At 41.9% G+C, this 21,954-nt stretch carries 18 protein-coding genes and 1 other annotated feature; of the genes, 3 read left to right on the top strand and 15 right to left on the bottom strand.

The window, feature by feature from the left end; all coding sequences use genetic code 11:
* Positions 1-19: 19 nt before the first annotated feature.
* The gene (locus HUS26_RS04430; protein ID WP_173916002.1) at positions 20-2,662 is read right to left on the bottom strand and encodes a valine--tRNA ligase; all 2,643 of its coding nucleotides are present in this window, start codon (positions 2,660-2,662) and stop codon (positions 20-22) included.
* 53 nt (positions 2,663-2,715) lie between these two features.
* Positions 2,716-2,942: a binding site (T-box leader), on the bottom strand.
* An 88-nt stretch (positions 2,943-3,030) separates the two neighbouring features.
* On the opposite strand from HUS26_RS04430, the gene HUS26_RS04425 reads away from it, so the two are divergent.
* Complete coding sequence (locus HUS26_RS04425) at positions 3,031-3,219, top strand: hypothetical protein (RefSeq protein WP_173916001.1); 189 nt, start codon at positions 3,031-3,033, stop codon at positions 3,217-3,219.
* Here HUS26_RS04425 and HUS26_RS04420 read toward each other — a convergent pair.
* The 7 genes from HUS26_RS04420 to hemA all read right to left on the bottom strand — a co-directional run bounded on the left by HUS26_RS04420 (position 3,216) and on the right by hemA (position 10,488).
* Positions 3,216-4,124: a LysM peptidoglycan-binding domain-containing protein gene (locus HUS26_RS04420; RefSeq protein ID WP_173916000.1), complete on the bottom strand. Its 909-nt coding sequence runs from the start codon at positions 4,122-4,124 to the stop codon at positions 3,216-3,218. The genes HUS26_RS04425 and HUS26_RS04420 overlap by 4 nt on opposite strands.
* 150 nt (positions 4,125-4,274) lie before the next feature.
* Entirely contained in the window at positions 4,275-5,558 is a 1,284-nt protein-coding gene (hemL, locus tag HUS26_RS04415) for a glutamate-1-semialdehyde 2,1-aminomutase (RefSeq protein ID WP_173915999.1), read from the bottom strand.
* 29 nt (positions 5,559-5,587) lie between these two features.
* Positions 5,588-6,568 carry a porphobilinogen synthase gene (gene hemB, locus HUS26_RS04410; RefSeq protein WP_173915998.1) on the bottom strand — a complete coding sequence of 327 codons (981 nt, stop codon included), beginning with the start codon at positions 6,566-6,568 and terminating at the stop codon, positions 5,588-5,590.
* Between the two features lie 4 nt (positions 6,569-6,572).
* Positions 6,573-7,334 (bottom strand): uroporphyrinogen-III synthase, encoded by a 762-nt coding sequence (locus tag HUS26_RS04405; protein WP_173915997.1) that lies wholly within the window; start codon positions 7,332-7,334, stop codon positions 6,573-6,575.
* A complete protein-coding gene (hemC, locus tag HUS26_RS04400; protein ID WP_173915996.1) occupies positions 7,334-8,263 on the bottom strand; it encodes a hydroxymethylbilane synthase in 930 nt (309 codons plus the stop codon). Before hemC ends, HUS26_RS04405 begins: the two co-directional genes overlap by 1 nt.
* Before the next feature lie 17 nt (positions 8,264-8,280).
* Entirely contained in the window at positions 8,281-9,099 is an 819-nt protein-coding gene (locus HUS26_RS04395) for a cytochrome c biogenesis protein (protein ID WP_173915995.1), read from the bottom strand.
* A gap of 15 nt (positions 9,100-9,114) precedes the next feature.
* Positions 9,115-10,488, bottom strand: coding sequence for a glutamyl-tRNA reductase (gene hemA / locus HUS26_RS04390; protein WP_173915994.1), 1,374 nt, complete (start codon positions 10,486-10,488; stop codon positions 9,115-9,117).
* Positions 10,489-10,722: 234 nt separating this feature from the next.
* Between hemA and HUS26_RS04385 the strand changes: the two genes are divergently transcribed.
* Positions 10,723-11,208, top strand: a complete 486-nt coding sequence (locus HUS26_RS04385) for a LiaI-LiaF-like domain-containing protein (protein WP_371809549.1) — start codon at positions 10,723-10,725, stop codon at positions 11,206-11,208.
* Between the two features lie 153 nt (positions 11,209-11,361).
* Here the strand turns inward: HUS26_RS04385 and HUS26_RS04380 are convergent, their stop codons facing one another.
* The 6 genes from HUS26_RS04380 to HUS26_RS04355 form a co-directional block, all read right to left on the bottom strand.
* Positions 11,362-12,096 (bottom strand): amino acid ABC transporter ATP-binding protein, encoded by a 735-nt coding sequence (locus HUS26_RS04380; RefSeq protein ID WP_305791999.1) that lies wholly within the window; start codon positions 12,094-12,096, stop codon positions 11,362-11,364.
* 55 nt (positions 12,097-12,151) lie between these two features.
* Positions 12,152-12,739 carry a ribosome biogenesis GTP-binding protein YihA/YsxC gene (gene yihA / locus HUS26_RS04375; protein ID WP_173915992.1) on the bottom strand — a complete coding sequence of 196 codons (588 nt, stop codon included), beginning with the start codon at positions 12,737-12,739 and terminating at the stop codon, positions 12,152-12,154.
* Complete coding sequence (gene lon / locus HUS26_RS04370) at positions 12,729-14,993, bottom strand: endopeptidase La (protein WP_371809547.1); 2,265 nt, start codon at positions 14,991-14,993, stop codon at positions 12,729-12,731. Before lon ends, yihA begins: the two co-directional genes overlap by 11 nt.
* A 368-nt stretch (positions 14,994-15,361) precedes the next feature.
* A complete protein-coding gene (clpX, locus tag HUS26_RS04365; protein ID WP_173915990.1) occupies positions 15,362-16,636 on the bottom strand; it encodes an ATP-dependent protease ATP-binding subunit ClpX in 1,275 nt (424 codons plus the stop codon).
* 322 nt (positions 16,637-16,958) lie between these two features.
* Positions 16,959-18,245, bottom strand: coding sequence for a trigger factor (gene tig / locus HUS26_RS04360; protein WP_173915989.1), 1,287 nt, complete (start codon positions 18,243-18,245; stop codon positions 16,959-16,961).
* Positions 18,246-18,409: 164 nt separating this feature from the next.
* A complete protein-coding gene (locus HUS26_RS04355; RefSeq protein WP_173915988.1) occupies positions 18,410-19,390 on the bottom strand; it encodes a hypothetical protein in 981 nt (326 codons plus the stop codon).
* 926 nt (positions 19,391-20,316) lie between these two features.
* Between HUS26_RS04355 and HUS26_RS04350 the strand changes: the two genes are divergently transcribed.
* A complete protein-coding gene (locus HUS26_RS04350) occupies positions 20,317-21,144 on the top strand; it encodes an undecaprenyl-diphosphate phosphatase (protein WP_173915987.1) in 828 nt (275 codons plus the stop codon).
* Positions 21,145-21,168: 24 nt separating this feature from the next.
* On the opposite strand, the gene HUS26_RS04345 is transcribed toward HUS26_RS04350, so the two are convergent.
* Positions 21,169-21,882, bottom strand: coding sequence for an EAL domain-containing protein (locus tag HUS26_RS04345; protein WP_173915986.1), 714 nt, complete (start codon positions 21,880-21,882; stop codon positions 21,169-21,171).
* Positions 21,883-21,954 lie beyond the last annotated feature (72 nt).

The raw sequence follows: 21,954 nt of genomic DNA, 5'->3' as shown, positions 1-21,954 counted from the left end.
AATACCCTCCGTTTTACTTTTAAGCCTTTAATTCTTTAATACGAGCTTCTACTTTACCACGTTTATCTAAATAATCATTTTCTTTTTGGCGTTCCTCTTCTACAACATGTTCAGGCGCTTTCTTAACGAAGCCTTCATTAGAAAGTTTCTTTTGAACGCGGGTAACTTCACTGTCCCACTTCTTCCATTCTTTTTCAAGACGCTGAATTTCATCGTTAATATTGATTAAACCAGCGAGCGGCAGGAACAGCTCAGCACCTGTAACAACAGCTGACATAGCTTTTTCCGGTGCTTTTACCTGTGTGGAAATTTGCAGTTCACTAGGATTACAGAAGCGTTCCAGGTAGCTTCGGTTATTCTCCAGCTCTTTTACAATCATATCATCTTTCGCCTGAATCAGAAGCTGAATTTCTTTGGACATTGGTGTATCCACTTCAGCCCGTATGTTTCTTACTGAGCGAATAATGGAAACAAGTCTCTGCATTTCCGTTACAGCCTTTTCATTATGAAGGTCTTTTCTTACTTGAGGCCAGGAAGCCTGCGTGATTGACTCTCCTTCATGCGGAAGGTGCTGCCAGATCTCTTCAGTAATGAATGGCATGAACGGGTGAAGCATTCTCATAATCTGATCCAGCGTATAAGCCAGAATAGAACGTGTGGTATGAATTCGGCCTTCATCTTCGCCATACAGAGGTAGTTTAGCCATTTCAATATACCAGTCACAGAACTCATCCCAAATGAAGTTGTATAGGTGACGGCCGGCTTCACCGAATTCATATCGATCAATATTTTTCGTTACCTGCTCAATCGTTTCGTTCAGGCGTGTGAGAATCCAGTCATCAGCTACCGACTTTTCACCAGTTAGATCAATATCTTCATATTTTAAATCTCCCATGTTCATTAAGGCAAAGCGGGAGGCATTCCAGATTTTATTTGCGAAATTCCATGTGGATTCTACCTTTTCCCATTGGAAACGAAGGTCCTGCCCTGGTGAAGAGCCTGTAGAAAGGAAGTAGCGTAAAGAGTCGGCACCGTATTTCTCGATGACATCCATCGGGTCAACTCCATTTCCAAGCGACTTACTCATTTTTCTTCCTTCAGCATCTCGTACCAAGCCGTGGATCAGTACGTCTTCAAATGGACGGCGGTCTGTGAACTCGATGGATTGGAAGATCATCCGGCTTACCCAGAAGAAAATAATATCGTATCCGGTTACTAACACGTTTGTAGGGAAATAGCGCTTGAAATCTTCACTGTTTTCATCCGGCCAGCCCATAGTGGAAAACGGCCATAAAGCAGAAGAGAACCATGTATCTAATACATCTTCATCCTGTTCCCAATTTTCCGCGTCTTTAGGAGCTTCTTTTCCAACAAAAATTTCACCGGTTTCTTTATGGTACCAGGCCGGAATACGGTGGCCCCACCAAAGCTGACGGGAAATACACCAGTCGCGGATATTTTCCATCCAGTTTAAATACGTTTTTTCAAAACGATCCGGAACAAAGCTTACTTTATCATCACCGTATTGAAGCTTGATTGCCTCTTTCGCCAACGGCTCCATATTAACAAACCATTGTGTAGACAAGTAAGGCTCTACTACAGCGCCGCTTCTCTCCGAATGTCCGACAGAGTGCATATGGTCTTCGATTTCAAAAAGAACGCCGCTTTCCTGAAGGTCTTTTACGAGCTGCTTCCGGCATTCAAAGCGGTCCATGCCTTGGTACTTGCCGGCATTCTCGTTCATCGTACCGTCTTCGTTCATAACAAGCACGCGCTCTAAGTTATGGCGGTTTCCGATCTCAAAGTCATTAGGATCATGAGCCGGAGTAATCTTAACAGCACCAGATCCAAAGTCCCTATCTACATAGTCGTCTGCTACAATTTCGATTTCACGACCGATAATTGGAAGAATGGCTTTCTTGCCAATCAAATGCTTATAGCGGTCATCTTTAGGATGAACAGCTACAGCTGTATCTCCAAGCATTGTTTCCGGACGCGTTGTGGCGATTTCGATGTGTCCTTCTTCGTCTTTAAGCGGGTAGCGCATATGATAAAAAGCACCCTGGACGTCTTTATATTCTACTTCAATGTCAGACAGTGCGGTCTTCGTTGAAGGATCCCAGTTAATAATATACTCCCCACGGTAGATCAGTTTCTTTTCGTAAAGCTTTATGAAAACTTCCTTAACCGCTTCAGATAAGCCTTCATCTAAGGTGAAGCGTTCGCGTGAGTAGTCTAAGCCAAGTCCAAGCTTTTCCCACTGGGTACGAATGAACTGAGCATATTCCTGTTTCCATTCCCACGATTTCACAAGGAATGCTTCACGCCCTAGGTCATAGCGCGACTGCCCTTGTTCCTTCAGCTTAGCTTCTACTTTTGCCTGTGTGGCAATACCGGCATGGTCCATACCCGGCAGCCATAATACATCATATCCCTGCATCCGCTTTACGCGTGTTAAAATATCCTGAAGCGTCGTGTCCCAGGCGTGCCCAAGGTGAAGCTTCCCTGTTACGTTGGGAGGCGGAATAACTACTGTATAAGGCTCCTTACTTTCATCTCCTGAAGCTTCAAAAAACTTGCCGTCGACCCAATACTGATAACGGTCTTTTTCAATTGACGATGGATCGTATTTAGTCGGCATTGATAAATCTTTATGTTCCATGATTGACTTCCTCCTTCACATACTCTGTGAAAAATAAAAAACCCCTTCATCCTAAAAAGGACGAAAAGGGTTTGCTTTTCCGTGGTACCACCTTTGTTTACAGAAATAAATCTGTACACTCATCGCAAATAACGGCTTTTAACCGGCTTCTTTTACTCATCTTTTCAAAGAAGCTGCATCCCGGGCGACCTTCCACTCACCTGATTCCTAGAAAACTCACAGCATTTGTTTTCCTCTCTGAAGGAACGGAGAATGTACTCTTCCCATTCACGGCATTTCACATATAGTAGTTAGTATTCATATTGTATATAGAATTCGCCGTTTTAGTCAACTCTTTTTGAAAAAATGTAGAAAGTCAGGTGTTGAGAATGAGCCGCTTTTACCGTTACCGGCTTCCACCATGGTGCCGCCAATTTCTGTATGTGATTGAAGTAGCCTGTGTGCCTATTTTGATTTATCAATTGCTGCGCACATTAATCTTCCCTACAACCTTGGACGTTCTTCTGCTTGGAATTTGGCTCGGTTTATGTTTAGCGTTCAAGTATAAGTGGATTTAGTTAGGAATATAAACAACCTGACCTGCCGTTACATCATCTTCTACTTGGTTAACCTTTTCTAATTGCTTAACGGGTACCTCATACCGCTCAGCAATCATTTCAATCGTTTCGTCTTCCTGAACAATATACATTTTCATTTGTGTATAGGTCTCATCACGGTTTGGGAATAGGTGTTGAAAAATCTGTTTAAATCCATTGACGGACGGAGGAGATTCTTCCTGTTCCTCCTGTTGGGTATCATCCCCTTCAGCGCCTTCCCCTTCTGTTTCTTCTTCCACGTACTCCTGCTCAACCTCTGCTTCAGGCTCTTTTGTTTGGAAAAAGTCCGCTAATGTCTGGTGTGTCTCTTTACGGCTGCTCTCCTCAAGCTCTGCGTTGACCGTGCGGATTTCGTCTTCCTTTTCCTCTTTATAAACGACAGGCCCTAACGTTATGATATCTTCCTGCTCTGCCTCTTCCCGGTTTACAGATCGTTCCTGAAGAATGCCGTTCATGACAAGTTCAGCATGTAAGCGAAGCTGATTCGACTCAGGAAGCTCATAGTCAAAGCTTTCAATATTAATAACGACATCTTCCATGTCAGCCACCCGGTCTTTTGAAACCGTAATTTCTACTGGAAACATATGAAAAAACTCAGAAACATCTTCGTCCTCCGCAGACCTTTCCACCTTCTGGATCATCCTTCCTGCCTGGCGCACATCATCATCTCTATACATCTCTTTCTGATCTTTTGCCAAATACTCTCCAGACAGCTGAACAAAACCATGTAAGCGAACGTCTTCGCCTAAATCCGATATGGACACTTGCGGCTCTAATGAGATGCCAAGCAGCTCATTAACTCCCTGTCCTTCCTTAAACCATAACGATTCCTCTAGAAAAAAAGTGAACTCCTGATTATTTTCCATTCCTTACGTCCCCTCCCTATTTCTTGCAATAAAAAAGTCATCTATTACACTCTATGCAATAGATGACTCGTTATACATCGGGAGAGAAAGAAAATAGACATAGCTTCTGCTTGATTTCCTCTCTACAATATTGTTTAACAAAATCTTAATTTATAAAGTCTGGAAAACTTTCTCCACGGCTTTAATTGTCGCTTCAATATCTTCATCTGTATGGGCAGCAGATAAGAAAATACCTTCAAATTGTGAAGGAGGGAGAAAAATACCTTCCTGCGCCATTCCCTGATAATAGGCCGCAAATCTATCTAAATCTGATGCATTAGCTGTTTCGAAGTTGATGACCGGCTCATCGGTAAAGAATAAGCCGACCATGGAACCTGCACGGTTAACAGTTAGAGGAATATTATATTTTTCTGCAGCATTTTCATAGCCTTCAATTAAACGATCGACCTTCTTATTAATTTGGCTGTAGGATTCTTCATCCATGGCATTAAGCGTTTCATAACCTGCAGTCATCGCAAGCGGATTTCCTGACAGCGTACCAGCCTGATAAATATCACCTACAGGGGCTACACGTTCCATAATTTCTTTCTTGCCTCCGTATGCACCAACAGGCAATCCGCCGCCAATCACTTTACCTAAACAAGTCATATCCGGAGTGACACCGAAATGACCTTGAGCACTGTTATAGCCGACACGGAAACCAGTCATTACCTCATCAAAGATAAGAACTGTTCCATTCTCTTCGGTTAATTGACGAATACCCTGTAAAAATTGCTCTTGTGGAGGGACGACACCCATATTCCCGGAAACAGGTTCCATGATTACAGCCGCCAGGTCATCTCCATAGTTTTCAAATACATAACGGACACTTTCAATATCATTATATGGAACCGTGATCGTATTTTTAGCAATTGATTCAGGCACTCCCGGTGAATCAGGCAGCCCAAGAGTTGCCACACCGGAACCTGCTTTAATCAATAGTGAATCCCCATGACCATGATAGTTTCCTTCGAATTTAAGAATTTTATCTCTGCCTGTGTACCCTCTGGCTACTCTCAGTGCACTCATTGTAGCTTCCGTTCCTGAGTTCACCATACGAAGCATTTCTATTGACGGAACACGGTCGATCACTAGCTGGGCAAGTTCGTTTTCAATTTCTGTCGGTGCGCCAAAGCTTGTACCCATTTCTGTCGTTTTCTTTAGTGCTTCTACAACTCGGTCGTCTGCATGACCAAGAATTAACGGACCCCAGCTTAGTACATAATCAATATACTCATTGCCATCGATATCATAGATTTTGGAGCCTTTTCCCCGTTCCATAAAGATCGGATCCATCTTTACGGATTTAAAGGCTCGCACCGGGGAATTTACTCCCCCCGGCATATAATTAACCGCTTTTTTATAAGCTTCGATTGATCGATCAAATTTCTTCATATAATGGATACATCCTTTCATCTACAGCTTTATTGTTGGTCAATGTATCTTGCAGCATCTTTTGCAAAGTAAGTGATGATTAAGTCTGCGCCGGCACGCTTCATGGAGGTGAGTTTTTCCATGACGATCTCTTGTTCGTTCACCCATCCATTAGCTGCTGCTGCTTTAATCATGGAGTATTCGCCGCTTACATTATAGGCGACTAAAGGTAAATGAAAACGATCTTTCACCTCGCGCATTACATCTAAATAAGACAAGGCCGGCTTCACAATTAGGAAGTCAGCTCCCTCTTCTACATCAGACTGTGCCTCACGAATAGCTTCCCTACGGTTGGCCGGATCCATTTGGTACGCACGGCGGTCTCCGAACTGCGGAGAGCTGTGGGCCGCATCGCGAAATGGGCCATAAAACGCAGAAGCATATTTAACGGCATAGGACATGATCGGGATATCGCTGTAGCCTGCGTCATCCAGACCTTGGCGGATCGCTGCAACGAAACCGTCCATCATATTGGATGGAGCAATAACATCAGCTCCTGCTTCCGCCTGGCTCACTGCTGTTTTCGTAATGAGTTCAAGAGATTCATCGTTGATAATCTCCCCATTTCTTACAACACCGCAATGACCATGATCTGTATACTGGCATAAGCAAGTATCCGCTACGACTGTTAAACTCGGGTGAGCTTCCTTAATGTGGCGAATGGATCTCTGAACAATCCCTTCTTGCTGATAGGCCTGGGTGCCGACTTCGTCTTTCTCACTCGGCACACCAAATACAATAACCGAACGCACCCCTAAGTCTTCCAGTTCATTCATTTCCTCAGACAAGTTGTCTAAGGACACTTGGTGGACGCCAGGCATTGAAGCTACAGGGTTTTTAATTCCCTCTCCTTCTAACACAAAAATTGGGTAAATTAAATCCTCTTTTCTTAAATGAGTTTCTTTCACAAGTGCACGCATCGAGTCTGTTCTTCTTAATCTCCGGTGTCTTTTAAATTCAAGGTCTTTCATGTTATTATCCTTCTTTCTGAAAGTACTCGAGTATTTTTTCTATTATTCCTTCAACTGTATACTCTTGTGGAACATATATGAAGTGAAAACCTTTAGCTTCTGCGGCTTCTGCAGTAGAAGGCCCAATGCAGAAACATGGAATTTTCATTGCTGTATTTTCATAAGAAGTGACCACTTTTACAAAAGCCTCGATAGTTGAGGGGCTCGTAAATGTCAGTGCATCTAAGTATGGCAGCTGCTCGGTAATTTCCTTTGATTCTTTTACTAGTAGGGTATCATATACGGTTAAAGAATCAAAAAGAATACGTTGTTGAACAAACGCTTCGGGCAGTACGTCTTTCGATAAATTCCCCCGGATGTAAAGGATTTTCCCCGGTTCCTTATACGTGGAGAAGAATTCAGATTGCATCGCCTCTGCGTGATAGCTCGACGGAACAAAATCTGCCTGTATTTTATACTCAAGGAGAGCCTGCTCTGTTTTTGAACCGACGACTGCCCACTTCAAATCAGGAGGGATCTGGACATTGAGCTGTTTGATCCAATCGAAAAAAAACTTCACGCCATTAAAGCTCGTTATAAAAACCCAGCTGTAGTCGTGAAGGTCTGTGAGAATTTTTTCAGTTTTTTCAGATCTGTGCCGCTGAAATTTAATAAGAGGTATATGGAGAGGCTCTGCCGCACAGCTTTTAAGCTTATGGACAAAAGCCTCTGCTTGGGGCAGCGCACGTGTGACGAGGATTTTTTTACCCTCTAACGGTCTGCTCATTACTCGCCATACTCCTCTTTAGCTTTCTCAACAATGTCTACAGCGCCTTGTGCTTTTAGACGGTCGGCTGCTTCTTTTCCTACTGCAATCGGATCTTCCCCGGTAACCGTCTCATGTAAAATCGTCTCACCGTCAGGCTTGCCAACAAGAGCTGTCAGGGTCAATTGATTCCCTTTCATATATGCATAGCCGCCGATCGGCACCTGGCAGCCTCCATTTAGATCATGCAGGAACTTGCGCTCAGCTGTTACCGTTTTTTCTGTATATTCGTCGTTAATTTTCTTTAATAAATCCACAAGCTCCTGGTCGCCTTCCCGGCATTCAAGAGCCAATGCGCCTTGCCCTACGGCAGGAACACATACGTCAGGCTCGAGGTATTCCGTTACGACATCATCATCCCAGCCCATTCTTTTTAAGCCGGCGGCGGCTAAAATTATCGCGTCGAATTCTTCTTCTCTAAGCTTTCGAAGACGCGTATCGATATTTCCGCGGATCCAGCGTATTTCAAGATCCGGACGGAACGCTTTAATCTGCGACCCGCGACGCAGACTGCTCGTGCCGACAACAGCCCCTTCTTTTAGATCCTTCAGCAGCACATTGCCGTTTGATACGAAAGCATCCCGGTGATCTTCGCGCTCTGGGATAGAAGCAATCGTTAAACCTTCGGCTACTACGGCTGGCACGTCTTTCATGCTGTGGACTGCCATATCAATTTCTTTATCGTACATGGCCTGCTCGATTTCTTTAATAAACAAGCCTTTTCCTCCGACTTTAGAAAGGGTGACGTCTAACACTCTGTCTCCCTTGGTTGATATCCTTTTAATTTCGAAATCATAGGAAGGAGCTATTTCTTTTAACCGATCGATCACCCATTCCGTTTGTGTAATAGCTAAATTACTTTTTCGTGATCCTATGACAATTTTTCGCATCTTACATCCTCCTCAAGCTAAAAATGAAAGTTCGATAATGATCCAAATAGTAGAAAATTTATGAGAAGAAACAAGAAAGCTGCACTATTAAATATGGAAATAGACCTTCCTTGGTATCCTTTGACTACCCTTAAAAATAAATAAATTCCGTAAACGAGCAGCACCAAAATGGAGCCCAGTGTTTTCGAATCATACCAGTAAAATGCATCACCGGACGTATAGCCCCAAGTGACACCGAGTATTAAAGCAATAAGCAGCAAAGGCACGCCTAAAATGACAGCAATGTATGAGAAATGATCAAGCTTTGTTAAATCACCCAATCTCAGCAGCTTCGCGCTCCATTTTTTCTGCTTGAGCAGTCGATACTGAAGCAGATACATAATAGAGAAAATAAAAGAAAACGTAAAGAAACCATATGAGATAAGAGCCAGCGTAATATGAACAACCAGCATCTCATGAACGAGAGCCACTCCCTGGTCCTTTAACGTGTCCTGTGCCCTGGTCGAAATATAAAGCAGCATCACCAGGAATCCCAGCAGGTTTGTAAAAAAAACGAAGAAATCGACTCGAAACAGCCGGTTGATAATAAGTGAAAAGGTAACTAATATCCACGCATAAAAATATAAGCTGTCGTACACATTAACAATTGGAAAATTTTCTTCAATAAAAACTTGAGCCAATAAAAAAAAGGTTTGTAAACCCCAAACCATACTAAGTAACCAGAAGGCCAGACGGTTAGCCTTCCGGTTATTTTGAATAAAATCAATAAAATATCCTATTAAACTTACACAATAAAGCAAAAGGATTAGTTCATAAATCCATTTAAGCTCAAACATTCGCTGCTTCCACCCTTATGAATTCACAATCTTGTGAAGTGCTGGGAGGGAAAAGCTTTCACTTGATTCAGGAGCTTGTGATTTTATGTTTTTTTTCTCTTGCTCATCAAGTTCCTTTTCCACTTCTTCTTCGATGCCAAAAATTTGAGTGAAGAGACGCAATGATTCTTCGGCATCCGGCTTGGCACTTAATTCCTTGGCTTGAAGAATTGGTTCTTTCAGCATTTGGTTAATAATGCTCTTTGTGTGTTTACGAAGCACTTTCTTTTCACGCTCCGTTAAGTTAGGCATTTTCCGCTCGATGCTCTGCATCGTTTCCGCCTGAATCCCCAAAGCCTTTGCTCTTAGTGCAGAAATAACCGGAACGACACCAATCGTCTGAAGCCATTCTTTAAACTCCACGATTTCAGCTTCAATCATAATCTCAATTTCTTCTGCAGCCTGCTTACGCACAGCTAAATTAGCATCGACAATTCCCTGCAAGTCATCAATATCGTACAAAAATACACTTTCTAAATCTTCCATTCCCGGGTCTAAATCTCTAGGAACGGCAATATCTACGAAGAAGAGGGGTTTCCCTTTTCGTTTTTTATGCACAGGCTCCATTTGGCTTCTTGAGATCACGTAATCAGAAGAACCAGTTGAGCTTATGACGATGTCAGCTTCTGTCAGGACATCTTCAAGGTCGTCCATCGTGCGGGCCTGTCCCTGAAACTGGTCTGCGACGACTTTCGCTTTTTCATGTGTCCGGTTAATGACAGTAACTTGCTTGACACCTGACCCGTGTAAATTCTTGGCTGCTAATTCTCCCATTTTGCCCGCACCGATAATGACGACATGTTTATGAACTAAGTCACCGAATATTTTTCTGGCAAGTTCCACAGCTGCATAGCTTACAGAAACCGCATTTTCCCCGATTCCTGTATCTTTATGAGCTTTCTTAGCTAAAGTAACTGCCTGTTTAAACAGCTGGTTAAATATGGTGCCTGTCGTCGAGGCTTGTTGAGCGGTTTGAAAAGCCTGTTTTATCTGCCCAAGAATTTGTGTCTCTCCAAGAACCATGGAGTCAAGCCCTGAAGTTACTCTAAACAAGTGCTCCATCGCTCCATCTCCCTCTGAAATAGAGAGAAAAGGAGAAAACTCTTCTTTGCTGATTTGAAACCACTCTGCCAGAAACTGTTTAATATAGTAACGGCCGGTGTGAAGCTGATCGACCACTGCATAAATTTCCGTACGGTTACACGTAGAGATGATGACGTTTTCGAGAACACTTTTTTGGTTATTAAGGTTCTGCATCGCCTCTACCAATCGATCTTCAGAGAATGTAAGCTTTTCCCGAATTTCCACAGGGGCTGTCTTATAGTTTAATCCGATTGCTAATACATGCATTATCTATACCCCCATTTAAAACGTCCTTTACAATCACATATGGCTCATTATAACATAAAAATTGCTGTAGTTTTATTAGATAATATGAACAGATTTTGAAATCCTTATGATAGGATATACATATATAAATTAATCCTGCTAACAAATTAGAACAATTCTAATTTGTAACCCGTCATTAATATATCAAATCACGACGTTATTCGCAAGACACACCTGTTATGTAGCTGTGGAGGAATGAAATTGAAGAAACAAAATTCTTTTGCCGGATTTCTGCTTATAGGGTTAGGAGCATATTTTCTCCTGCGTCAGTTCAATATTCCCTATTTGAGTGCATTATACTCATGGCCTACTATTTTAATTATTATTGGGGCCGCTCTATTATTACATAATTATTTTTCAAAAGATCCATCGACATTGCTTCCTGGAGTAATATTATTAGGCTTTGGCATACATTTTCACGGACTTGAGCAATATCCTAACTGGATTGACCATTGGGCAGTCTACACATTAATCATCGGCGCGGGGTTTTTGATCAAATATTTAAAAGCCAAATCTGGATTGGTCCCGGCGCTTGTCCTGCTTGGCCTTTCAATATTCGCCCTGTTTTCCACCTCAAATCCAGGGTGGTTCAGTTACATCTCCCGGCTGTTTACATTGATTGAACGTTTCTGGCCTATCGTCTTGTTAGTAGCCGGTTTTTACTTATTAAAGAAAAAATAATTATTCAACAAGCCGCGGCAGGTGACCGCGGCTTGTTGAATATTCATCTTATAACCGATGCTGGGCGCAGAAACTCAAACAAGTTATTTCTAGTGTGCGAACATCGAACTCCCCACATCATACGGGGGCGTGGAAAACGAGGATGATCGTTAATTAAAGAATAGAGCTTAAGAATGCACGGGTTCTTTCTTCGTGAGGGTGGTCAAATAAATCACTTGGACGTCCTTCCTCCACTATCTTTCCATCATGCATATAAATGACCCGATCAGCAACTTCACGCGCAAATCCCATTTCGTGTGTAACCACAACCATCGTCATTCCTTCTTTAGCCAGCTGCTTTATAACTTGAAGCACTTCCCCAACGAGCTCAGGATCTAAAGCGGAAGTAGGTTCATCAAACAGCATGATTTCCGGCTGCATGGCTAATGCTCTGGCAATGGCTACCCGCTGCTGCTGCCCACCTGAGAGCTTTGATGGAAAAGCATTTATTTTATCACTAAGACCTACTTTTTTGAGCATTTCCTTCGCTTCTTTCAGAGCTTGACCCCTGCTCACTTTCCGAACAAGCACCGGGGCTTCGATTACGTTTTCAAGCACTGTTTTATGCGGAAATAAATTGAACTGCTGAAATACCATCCCCACCTTCTGTCGTATGTCGTTTAAGTTATCTTTTTTGGGATGAATGGTATGGTTACGTATGGTAACTTCTCCGCTGTCAGGCATCTCTAAAAAGTTCAGGCATCTTAGAAGAGTACTCTTCCCAGAGCCGCTTGAACCAATTAGACAAACAACTTCATTTTCCTTAACGTTTAAATTGATATTTTCAAGAACTTTTGTCGTTCCAAAGGATTTATGGAGACTTCTCACTTGCAGAATGTCTTCAGACATATTTAACCTTCCTTTCCCGCGAAAAACACCACTCCTCTAAAGGAATGGTGTTTCTTTAAATTTCTAAATATTGACGCATGATATTCCAGGCTTTCTCTTTTCCTTCTCCCGTTTCCGAGGAAAAAGGAATTAAAAGGTCTTCTTCTTCCATTTCTAATGTAGAAGTTACAAGCTTAAGCTGCTTATTAATCTGACCTTTTTTAATTTTGTCGAGTTTAGTGGCAATCACCATTACCGGGAGATCGAAGTACTTCAAATAATCATACATCATGCAGTCTTCATCTGAGGGCTCATGGCGTATATCAACAACGAGGGCTGTAGCTCTCAGCTGCTCCCGCTCCGCGAAATACTCTTCCATCATCTTTCCCCATTTGGCCCGTTCCTTCTTAGATACTTTAGCGTAGCCATACCCAGGAACGTCCACAAAATGAAACGCATCATTTATTTTATAAAAATTCAGCGTCTGGGTTTTCCCCGGCTTTGATGAAGTCCTAGCCAGGTTTTTCCTGGCAATCATCGTATTAATAAATGAAGACTTTCCCACATTCGAACGTCCAGCTAATGCTATTTCCGGAATGGGATCACTTGGGTACTGCTTCTTACTTGCTGCACTTATTACGATATCTGCATGATTAACTTTCATGTTTTTCTGCCACCAATGCTTTCTCTAATACTTCATCCAAATGCTTAACCGGTATAAAGGTTAAACCTTCACGAACGCTTTCAGGGATATCCTCGAGGTCTTTCTCATTATCAGAAGGGATAATAATTGTAGTAAGCCCTGCTCTGTGAGCACTTAAAGACTTCTCTTTCAACCCCCCGATAGGAAGCACTCTTCCTCTTAAGGTGATTTCTCCTGTCATTCCTACTTCTTTTCTGACAGGACGGCCTGTCAAAGCAGATACAAGGGCTGTCGCCATCGTTATCCCAGCAGAAGGTCCATCCTTAGGAGTGGCTCCTTCAGGTACGTGAATATGAATATCATTTTTCTCAGCAAACTCCGGGTCTACTTTAAGCTCTTCAGCTTTGGAGCGAATATAACTGAATGCAGCCTGTGCCGACTCTTTCATTACATCGCCGAGTTTTCCTGTTAACGTTAAATGCCCTTTGCCTGGATAGATCGATACTTCAATAGACAGAGTGTCTCCGCCGGCCGTCGTATAAGCAAGACCAGTGGCTGCCCCTACCTGATCTTCCAGCTCGGCCTGGCCATATCGGAATTTAGGGCGTCCCAGCATGACCTCTAACTGCTTCTCACTGACTACTACACGTTTCTTCTCACCAGACACAATAACTTTCGCCGCTTTTCGGCAGACGCCTGCTAACTCGCGCTCAAGATTACGCACACCAGCTTCCCGTGTATACATACGAATTAATTTAAGCAGAGCTTCATCTTTCACCTGGATCTTGCTTTTCGTTAAACCATTCTCTTTAATCTGCTTAGGGAGCAGGTGTTCTTTAGCGATATGAAGTTTTTCAACTTCGGTATACCCTGCAATCGTAATAACTTCCATCCGGTCGAGAAGCGGCCCTGGAATCGAAGCCATCGTGTTAGCTGTAGCCACAAACATCACGTTTGATAGATCATAATGTTCCTCAATGAAATGATCACTAAACGTACTGTTTTGTTCAGGATCCAGCACTTCAAGCATCGCTGAAGAAGGATCTCCTCTAAAATCACTTGCCATTTTGTCAATTTCATCTAATAAAAACACAGGGTTAATCGTTTCTGCACGTTTCATCCCTTGAATGATTCGTCCTGGCATAGCGCCGATATAAGTGCGTCGATGACCGCGGATTTCCGCTTCATCACGTACACCGCCTAAGGAAATGCGGACAAATTTACGGTTAATTGCACGGGCAATCGATTTAGCCAGAGAAGTTTTACCGACACCCGGCGGGCCGACCAGACAAAGAATAGGGCCTTTAATCGATTGGGTAAGCTGCTGTACGGCTAAGTATTCCAGCACTCGTTCTTTCACTTTCTCAAGGCCGTAATGATCTTCATCTAATATTTTTTCAGCATGGTTTACATCAAGATTATCTTCCGTTTCTTCTGACCACGGAAGTGACACAAGCCATTCCAGATAATTTCGAATAACGGAACTCTCGGCCGAACTTTGAGGTACCTTCTCATAGCGCCCCAGCTCTTTTAAAGCTACCTTTTCTACACGCTCAGGCATATTGGCGTCTTCGATCTTCTCTTTAAGCTGAGAAACCTCACCGTTCTTGCCGTCCTTATCACCGAGTTCACTTTGGATGGCTTTCATTTGTTCTCGTAAATAATATTCCTTTTGGGTTTTCTCCATCGATTTCTTAACGCGCTGGCCGATTTTCTTCTCGATTTGCAGCACTTCACGCTCATTGCCGATCAGTTCAATTAAATGTTTTAAGCGTGCTTTAACACTGCTGGTTTCTAATACTTTCTGTTTATCCTTAATTTTTATAGGCAAATGCGACGTTATAATATCAGCAAGGTTTCCAGGTTCTTCAATATCGGCTACTGTGTTATATGTCTCTTTGCTGACCTTTTTTGAAACCTTTACATATTGTTCGAATTGTTCAAGAAGTGTCCGCATTAAGGCTTCTTCTTCTTTTTTGTCCTCATGTATATCTTCAAGCTTGGTGATTTCCGCTTCGTAGTAATCTTCACCTTCGCTTATGTGCTCTACAGTCGCACGAAAAAGCCCTTCTACTAATACTCTATTAGTTCCGTTAGGCAGCTTTACCATTTGTTTCACACGAGCCACCGTGCCACTTTCATACATATCTTCAATGGATGGATCATCAATATTTATTTCTTTTTGAGATACTAGGAAAATCTGATTATCATCCATCATGGCCTGTTCTAATGCGTTCACTGATTTATCTCTGCCTACATCAAGGTGGAGTACCATCGAAGGATACACCAACAGTCCTCTGAGAGGAAGGAGGGGGAGTTGTATTTTAAGGTTTTCAGACAATGTTTGCACCTCCGAATAATCCTAATCGTAAGTTAATCATATAGAAATCTTCAAACAAAGTAAAACGTAAGGAATAGTTCAAAATCCCTTTAAATTTCTATGGCATCCTGCTAGTACTTTTATTATGAACACCTTAGAAGGAATCATGCTCTTTCTTTGTCACATGTTATGCATAAGAGAAGCCGCGCTACACAAAAATGTAGCGCGGCTTCTTCATTGCATGCAGCCATCAGCTTAATTAATTCCCAGGAGCACCCAGGCTCCCCTGCAATTCAACCAATGACGTGCGCCATGACATGGTTTTAAGCACTTTCTGGTGTTTCTTTATTCTCGTCTTCTACCGTTCCGTCCGTCAGAATCAGTTTAGGATAGCTGTTTTCCTGAAGAACTGTATCCTTAGTAATGATACATTTCTCAATATCATCACGAGACGGCAGTTCATACATAACATCCAGCATAATTCCTTCAATGATTGAACGCAGACCACGGGCACCTGTTTTACGCTCAATAGCCAATTTAGCAATTTCACGAAGGGCCTCTTCTTCAAATTCAAGTTCAACGTGATCAATTTGAAGGAGTTTCTGATACTGTTTAACGAGAGCATTCTTAGGAGCCGTTAGGATTTCAACTAACGCATCTTCATCTAGCTGCTCCAGGCTTCCGATAACTGGAAGGCGGCCGATGAATTCAGGAATCAGACCGTAGCTGAGAAGGTCTTCTGGAAGTACTTTTGTAAGAAGCTCGCTCTTCTCTGCATCCACGTCTGTCTGGCCAGCGCCAAAACCGATGACTTTTTTACCAAGACGGCGTTTAATAATCTGCTCAATGCCGTCAAACGCTCCGCCTACAATAAAGAGTACATTTGTTGTATCGATTTGAATGAATTCTTGATGAGGGTGCTTTCTGCCCCCTTGTGGAGGAACACTAGCCTGCGTACCTTCAAGAATTTTCAGCAATGCCTGCTGAACACCTTCACCAGACACATCGCGTGTAATAGATGGGTTTTCTGACTTACGAGCTACTTTATCAATTTCATCGATATAAATAATCCCTTTTTCTGCTTTTTCTACATCATAGTCAGCAGCCTGGATCAGTTTAAGAAGGATGTTCTCCACATCTTCCCCTACATAACCAGCCTCTGTAAGTGAAGTAGCATCCGCAATTGCGAAAGGAACATTCAGAATACGAGCTAACGTCTGAGCAAGAAGGGTTTTACCGCTTCCTGTTGGTCCAAGCATAAGAATGTTACTCTTGGAAAGTTCAACTTCGTCATTTTTCACTCCAGCATTAATACGCTTGTAATGATTATAAACAGCTACAGACAAATTTTTCTTTGCCTGTTCCTGTCCGATGACATAATCATTTAAGATGCTGCGGATTTCCTGAGGCTTAGGAACCTCTTTGAATTCCACTTCTTCATCGTTACCGAGCTCTTCTTCTACAATTTCAGTACAAAGTTCAATACACTCATCACATATATAAACTCCAGGACCAGCTACTAATTTCCGTACTTGTTCCTGACTTTTACCACAAAAAGAACATTTCAGCTGTCCTTTTTCTTCATTAAATTTAAACATTCTTTTCACCCCTTCTTAAAATGACGCAATAGTTTGCAACTACATAACTATCCGTGGCACTTAACCTGTGCACCCACTTCTTTTGCTCATCATACCAAAATAACTACAAACAAAAAAGCAATATCTTTAGAGAGGTGTGCTTTTTACTATTACATCATCCTCATTATGTAGACATATCGCTTAGAAGTCAAACAATAGATACATCTATAGTATATGTAAAAATAGGAGTCCTTCATTCATAAAGTCTTCAATAATTTACTTGTATTGTTAAAAAATACAGGAGAAGACAAGGCCGACTCTAGCACCTTGTCTTCTCATTATATTATTCTGCTTTACTATTATCTACTAGGACATCAATTGCTTTACGGACTTTAAGATCTTCTTTCACCATATCTGTGTTTCCGCCAAGCATTTGAGTAAGCTGAGCTACATCTGTCTGGTACATAGATGCCATATTTTCTAGTTCAGCATTTACATCCTCTTCTGTAGCTTCCACATTTTCGGCCTGCGCAATTGCTTCAAGTGTTAGGTTTGTCTTCACTCGCTTGCCTGCATCTTCATTCATTTGCTCACGAAGTGCATCTTCGTCCTGGCCAGTGAACTGGAAGTACATGTCTTTTGTCATGCCTTGCATTTGCAGGCGCTGTTCAAATTCACTAACCATGCGGTCAAGCTCAGTATCAATCATAGCCTGTGGGATCTCAACCTCTGCATTTTCGCTGGCTTTTTGAACTAGAGTGTCACGTTTCTGGTTTTCAGCGTCTGTTTTCTTCTGCTCTTCCAGGCGCTCGCGAGTTTTCTTCTTAAGCTCGTCTAAAGATTCGACTTCTTCATCTACATCTTTAGCAAACTCATCATCTAGCTCTGGAAGTTCTTTTGCTTTAATTTCGTGAATTTTCACTTTAAATGTAGCTGCTTTACCCGCAAGATCTTCTGCATGGTATTCTTCAGGGAAAGTAACTTCAACCTCAGCTTCTTCACCTGACTGCTTACCTACTAACTGTTCTTCGAAGCCAGGAATAAATGAACCAGATCCGATTTCAAGAGAGTAGTTTTCTGCTTGTCCACCTTCAAATGCTTCGCCATCAACGAAACCTTCGAAGTCCATAACAACTGTGTCTCCTTCTTCAACGGCGCCTTCTTCTTTCACAACAAGTTCAGCCTGGCGCTCCTGCTGCTGTGTAAGTTCATTTTCAACATCTTCATCTGTTACTTCAGTGCTTTGCTCTTCATAAGTTAAACCTTTGTAGTCGCCAAGCTTCACTTCAGGTTTAACCGTTACTTCTGCAGTGAATACAAGCGGCTGGCCTTTTTCGATTTGCTGAACGTCAACTTCTGGACGATCAACCGGCTCGATTCCAGTTTCTTCAACAGCATCTGAGTATGCTTTAGGAAGCACGATATCAATCGCATCCTGATAAAGAGACTCTACTCCAAAACGCTGTTCAAACAATTTGCGTGGTACTTTACCTTTACGGAATCCAGGTACTTGCACCTGCTTTGAAACTTTCTTGAATGCCTCATCTAAGGCTTTGTTGAAATCTTCTACAGGCACTTCAACTGTTAATGTACCCTGATTTCCTTCTTGCTTTTCCCATTTTGCTGACATAAAAAATTCCCTCCAACATCTATTTTCCTCTTCGCCATGATGACGATCATCATCTGATTCTATGATACTATTGATACACGAATCTTTTTTGCAACCACTATATTATAACATAAAGTTTTGTGCTTTCAACAATTGTACTAGACTCAGAACTCTGAGGTTATGATTTATTCACCGACCAGTATCATATAGTGCTGCTCGCACAGTTCGATTTCTTCTTTATATTTTTGAACACGTTCATCTTCTGTTTTCTTCTGATAAGGAAGCTGTAAGTACTCATGCCCAAGCTGTTTGAGAGCTTCCACAATCGCCTCCACCTCAAGCTCCGTAGGATATAACGGATAACGCACAAAACAATAATGTTCCAACAGGCGCTGAACCATTTCATACATCGTGGGATTGTCTTGTTCAATAGCCCCAAGCCTCATTTGAATCTGCTGAATAATGTAATCCGATTGAAAAGAATTCAGCTGCTTTGGCACAATCTCAAGCTCCCTGCCAAATTTACGAACTATGATTGTATCCGAAAGCTCCCTATCTCTAAACCACATCATAATCCCCGTTTTAATCATAGGGTGAACCTTTTCTTCGGCTAACAGTTCTTTATAGAAAGTAAGATTCGATGGCAAAGGCTGCTTTTTCAACTGAGTAATAGCCGCCCATTGCTTATGTAGTTCATTTTTTCTTATGGCTTCTTCAAAATCTGCGGACAGCTGGTCGCTTTCTTCCTTATAAACATCCATTAAAAGCTTTTTACTGACTTCATACATCTGCCAAAGCTGTGTACGGTTCTGATGAGGCATATCTTCTGTTTCAAATACTTCATCTAATAAGTCAATTAACTCCTGATACCGATTATCCTGAAAAAGAATCGTTATATATATATGTAAATACTCATAGTAATGCTCTTCTTCATTCTTCATTTGAGTTTGACATAGATCTTCGGCTTTTTCATACTGACCCAGCTCTATTAAACTCATTAATAATGCGGTGATTACCTCATGAGAAGCAACCTTGTGATTCAATAATGTCGTAAAACTTTCCACAGCGTCTGTATAACGTTTTTCTTTAACAGCGTTAAACCCAACGTTTTCAAGGGTTGTTTTCCATTTAGGAAATAATACAACCTCTCCATTTTGTTTATCCATAAGACACCCTTCCTGCATATAAAAGTCCATCCAATCATTATTAACCAAAACCAATACTTTTAAAACAGGTACGTTTTGGAAAAAACAATTCTAAAATCCCCTAACCGTTGGCGGGCAGCGAATAATATAAGCATTCCTCCCCTTATGAAAAAATAATATTGAAGAGGCGTCTTTTATATGACGCCTCAGCTTGTAGAGAAACCTCGTGCTTTATAAACGACCGACTTCCTTTCGAAGGATAAGATGCAGCGAAGGGCTCCGGGAAACGGATCGCTTTCCATGGGCGTACGGTGAGCTTCCTTAAGGCTTCGCCTTTTAGGGGTCTCACCCTGTACGTTCCTCCCATAGGAGTCTCACCGTTTCCCTTCACCCCTATCCTCATAAGTTTTTCTCTCCCGTTCTATTAGCTCTCTTCCCGGTGTCTACACTCTTAAGGATGCAGGGTACCGGGTGAAAGGTCAGCTGATTCCTCTTCTCGCATGAGGAGGATTCCATTCACCTTTTTCTTGTAATGGGAAGGGAACAAGCGAGACTACTTTAGGGATGTGCAAGGCTTGCCGTCTTCCTCGTGGAAAGCGAGATGGTTCCCAGCCCATTCGTCCCCTTTTATGGCCAATGGAATCCTGCCTGCCACGCTAGGCTTTAACAGGAAACTCTATTAGAAAAAACTGTTGAGACCTTCTCGACAGCCTGAGGCGTCTTTTAAATGGCGCCTCTCTTTTATTTATGCTTATTACTATGTACTTCATTTTTATTATGCCTTATATTATAACACAGGGATCTCCGTGACCTCTCACGCGTTAAATAGGTAAATTGCTCTATCCACTTAAAGGAAATCCGGGCGTATATTATAAGAATAAAAATTTTTTTTTATGAATATATCATAGGACAGCCTGATTTTATCTGCAAAAGAAGGGGCATTATTCATGGAGATCGTACATTTAATTAAAGTCATTATCCTCGGAATGGTCGAAGGATTAACGGAATTTGCTCCGATATCTTCTACCGGCCATATGATCATTGTAGATGATTTGTGGCTTCATTCCAGCAGTTTTTTAACCGAGCATGTAGCGAACACATTTAAAGTGGTGATTCAGCTTGGTTCCATCTGTGCCGTCGTATTTGTTTTTAAGGACCGTTTCCGGAATTTGATTAATTCTTTTGCAAGCTATGAACCTCGTCCTGTGAAACAGTTAAAGATCATTCATATTGTCGTGGGACTGCTTCCGGCAGTTGTTCTCGGCTTTACGTTTGAAGATTTCATAGACGAGCATTTATTTTCAGCGGAAACCGTAATGATCGGTCTTGTTCTAGGTTCATTTTTGATGATTGCAGCAGATAGATTAAGGTGGAAGACACCTGCTTCTCCTACTGTTGACGATATCACATATAAGCAGGCGTTTATGGTCGGCCTCATTCAGTGTTTCGCCCTATGGCCCGGGTTCTCTCGATCAGGGGCGACTATTTCGGGCGGAGTGCTGCTCGGTATGAACTACCGGGCAGCTGCAGACTTTACCTTTATAATGGCCGTTCCGATCATGTTCGGTGCCAGCGTTCTTTCATTGATCAAAAACTGGTCATACTTTAGTTTTGAAGCTTTCCCTTATTTTGCAGCAGGGTTTATAACAGCCTTCCTGTTTGCGTTACTTTCCATTCGTTTCTTTTTAAAAATTATAGAAAAAGTAAAGCTTTTTCCTTTTGCGATTTACCGTTTACTGTTGGCCGCAGCTGTTTATATTGTCTATATAAATTGAAAAAACACGCTGAGGGCGTGTTTTTTAAAGTTCTTTTTTTATCAGTTCCGGCGGAGCCAGCACATATCCTTGGGCCATGGGTACACCTAAGTATTTGGCAATAGCCAGTTCATTCGGTTTTTCAACACCTTTAACAATTAATTGGGCCCCGAATTCATTACAATAGTTATTGATGCCTTCAACAATAAACTGCTTCTCTTTCGAAAGGTCCAATCCGCTTGTCAAGAACTTATCCAGCTTAAGGAAGTCAGGATTTAGCTCTACCAGCCGCTCCATTGCAGAATAACGCTTTCCAAAACAATCAATGGCAACCCTAATGCCCAGCGCTCTAATCGGTTCAAGCTTTTTATTGAAATCTGTGTAATCATTAATAAGTTCTGATTCACTTAATTCTAATATCAATTGATACGATGGATAATCTTTCGTCAGTTTTTTTATAAAGGGATAAAAGGAGTTGTTGATTATGGTGGAAGGGTAAATATTAAAAAATAACAGCCCATCTGTAGAGGTATAACCCTCATAACTGTAATATTTCACTGCTTTCATTATCGATAGAGTATCTAGTTCATAAAGTCTTCCTTCTAATCTGGCCTCTTGGAAAACTTCTTCGGGACTAGAAGGATCCTCGGTTCTTAACAACACTTCATACCCTGCTTTCTTCCAAGTAAACAAATTAAAAATCGGCTGAAAATGGTGAGAGAACGACCTGTCGGATAATAGTTTGTCTATGGAAGCCATTAATACACCCTCTAATAATAATTTTTCATCGGCTGAGATGTTTGAATAATAAAACTTACTATTATATTCAAA

The organism is Halobacillus sp. Marseille-Q1614, from assembly GCF_902809865.1.
Classification (GTDB): Bacteria; Bacillota; Bacilli; order Bacillales; family Halobacillaceae; genus Halobacillus_A.
Note: the sequence above shows the minus strand (reverse complement) of the source record. Positions and strands in the feature narration are given on the sequence as shown.

What these genes read in the sequence shown, in the direction of transcription:
- HUS26_RS04430 (WP_173916002.1), bottom strand. Translation starts at nt 2,662, where the DNA reads ATGGAACATAAAGATTTATCAATGCCGACTAAATACGATCCATCGTCA.
- HUS26_RS04425 (WP_173916001.1), top strand. Translation starts at nt 3,031, where the DNA reads ATGAGCCGCTTTTACCGTTACCGGCTTCCACCATGGTGCCGCCAATTT.
- HUS26_RS04420 (WP_173916000.1), bottom strand. Translation starts at nt 4,124, where the DNA reads ATGGAAAATAATCAGGAGTTCACTTTTTTTCTAGAGGAATCGTTATGG.
- hemL (WP_173915999.1), bottom strand. Translation starts at nt 5,558, where the DNA reads ATGAAGAAATTTGATCGATCAATCGAAGCTTATAAAAAAGCGGTTAAT.
- hemB (WP_173915998.1), bottom strand. Translation starts at nt 6,568, where the DNA reads ATGAAAGACCTTGAATTTAAAAGACACCGGAGATTAAGAAGAACAGAC.
- HUS26_RS04405 (WP_173915997.1), bottom strand. Translation starts at nt 7,334, where the DNA reads ATGAGCAGACCGTTAGAGGGTAAAAAAATCCTCGTCACACGTGCGCTG.
- hemC (WP_173915996.1), bottom strand. Translation starts at nt 8,263, where the DNA reads ATGCGAAAAATTGTCATAGGATCACGAAAAAGTAATTTAGCTATTACA.
- HUS26_RS04395 (WP_173915995.1), bottom strand. Translation starts at nt 9,099, where the DNA reads ATGTTTGAGCTTAAATGGATTTATGAACTAATCCTTTTGCTTTATTGT.
- hemA (WP_173915994.1), bottom strand. Translation starts at nt 10,488, where the DNA reads ATGCATGTATTAGCAATCGGATTAAACTATAAGACAGCCCCTGTGGAA.
- HUS26_RS04385 (WP_371809549.1), top strand. Translation starts at nt 10,723, where the DNA reads ATGAAATTGAAGAAACAAAATTCTTTTGCCGGATTTCTGCTTATAGGG.
- HUS26_RS04380 (WP_305791999.1), bottom strand. Translation starts at nt 12,096, where the DNA reads ATGTCTGAAGACATTCTGCAAGTGAGAAGTCTCCATAAATCCTTTGGA.
- yihA (WP_173915992.1), bottom strand. Translation starts at nt 12,739, where the DNA reads ATGAAAGTTAATCATGCAGATATCGTAATAAGTGCAGCAAGTAAGAAG.
- lon (WP_371809547.1), bottom strand. Translation starts at nt 14,993, where the DNA reads ATGGTACTCCACCTTGATGTAGGCAGAGATAAATCAGTGAACGCATTA.
- clpX (WP_173915990.1), bottom strand. Translation starts at nt 16,636, where the DNA reads ATGTTTAAATTTAATGAAGAAAAAGGACAGCTGAAATGTTCTTTTTGT.
- tig (WP_173915989.1), bottom strand. Translation starts at nt 18,245, where the DNA reads ATGTCAGCAAAATGGGAAAAGCAAGAAGGAAATCAGGGTACATTAACA.
- HUS26_RS04355 (WP_173915988.1), bottom strand. Translation starts at nt 19,390, where the DNA reads ATGGATAAACAAAATGGAGAGGTTGTATTATTTCCTAAATGGAAAACA.
- HUS26_RS04350 (WP_173915987.1), top strand. Translation starts at nt 20,317, where the DNA reads ATGGAGATCGTACATTTAATTAAAGTCATTATCCTCGGAATGGTCGAA.
- HUS26_RS04345 (WP_173915986.1), bottom strand. Translation starts at nt 21,882, where the DNA reads ATGGCTTCCATAGACAAACTATTATCCGACAGGTCGTTCTCTCACCAT.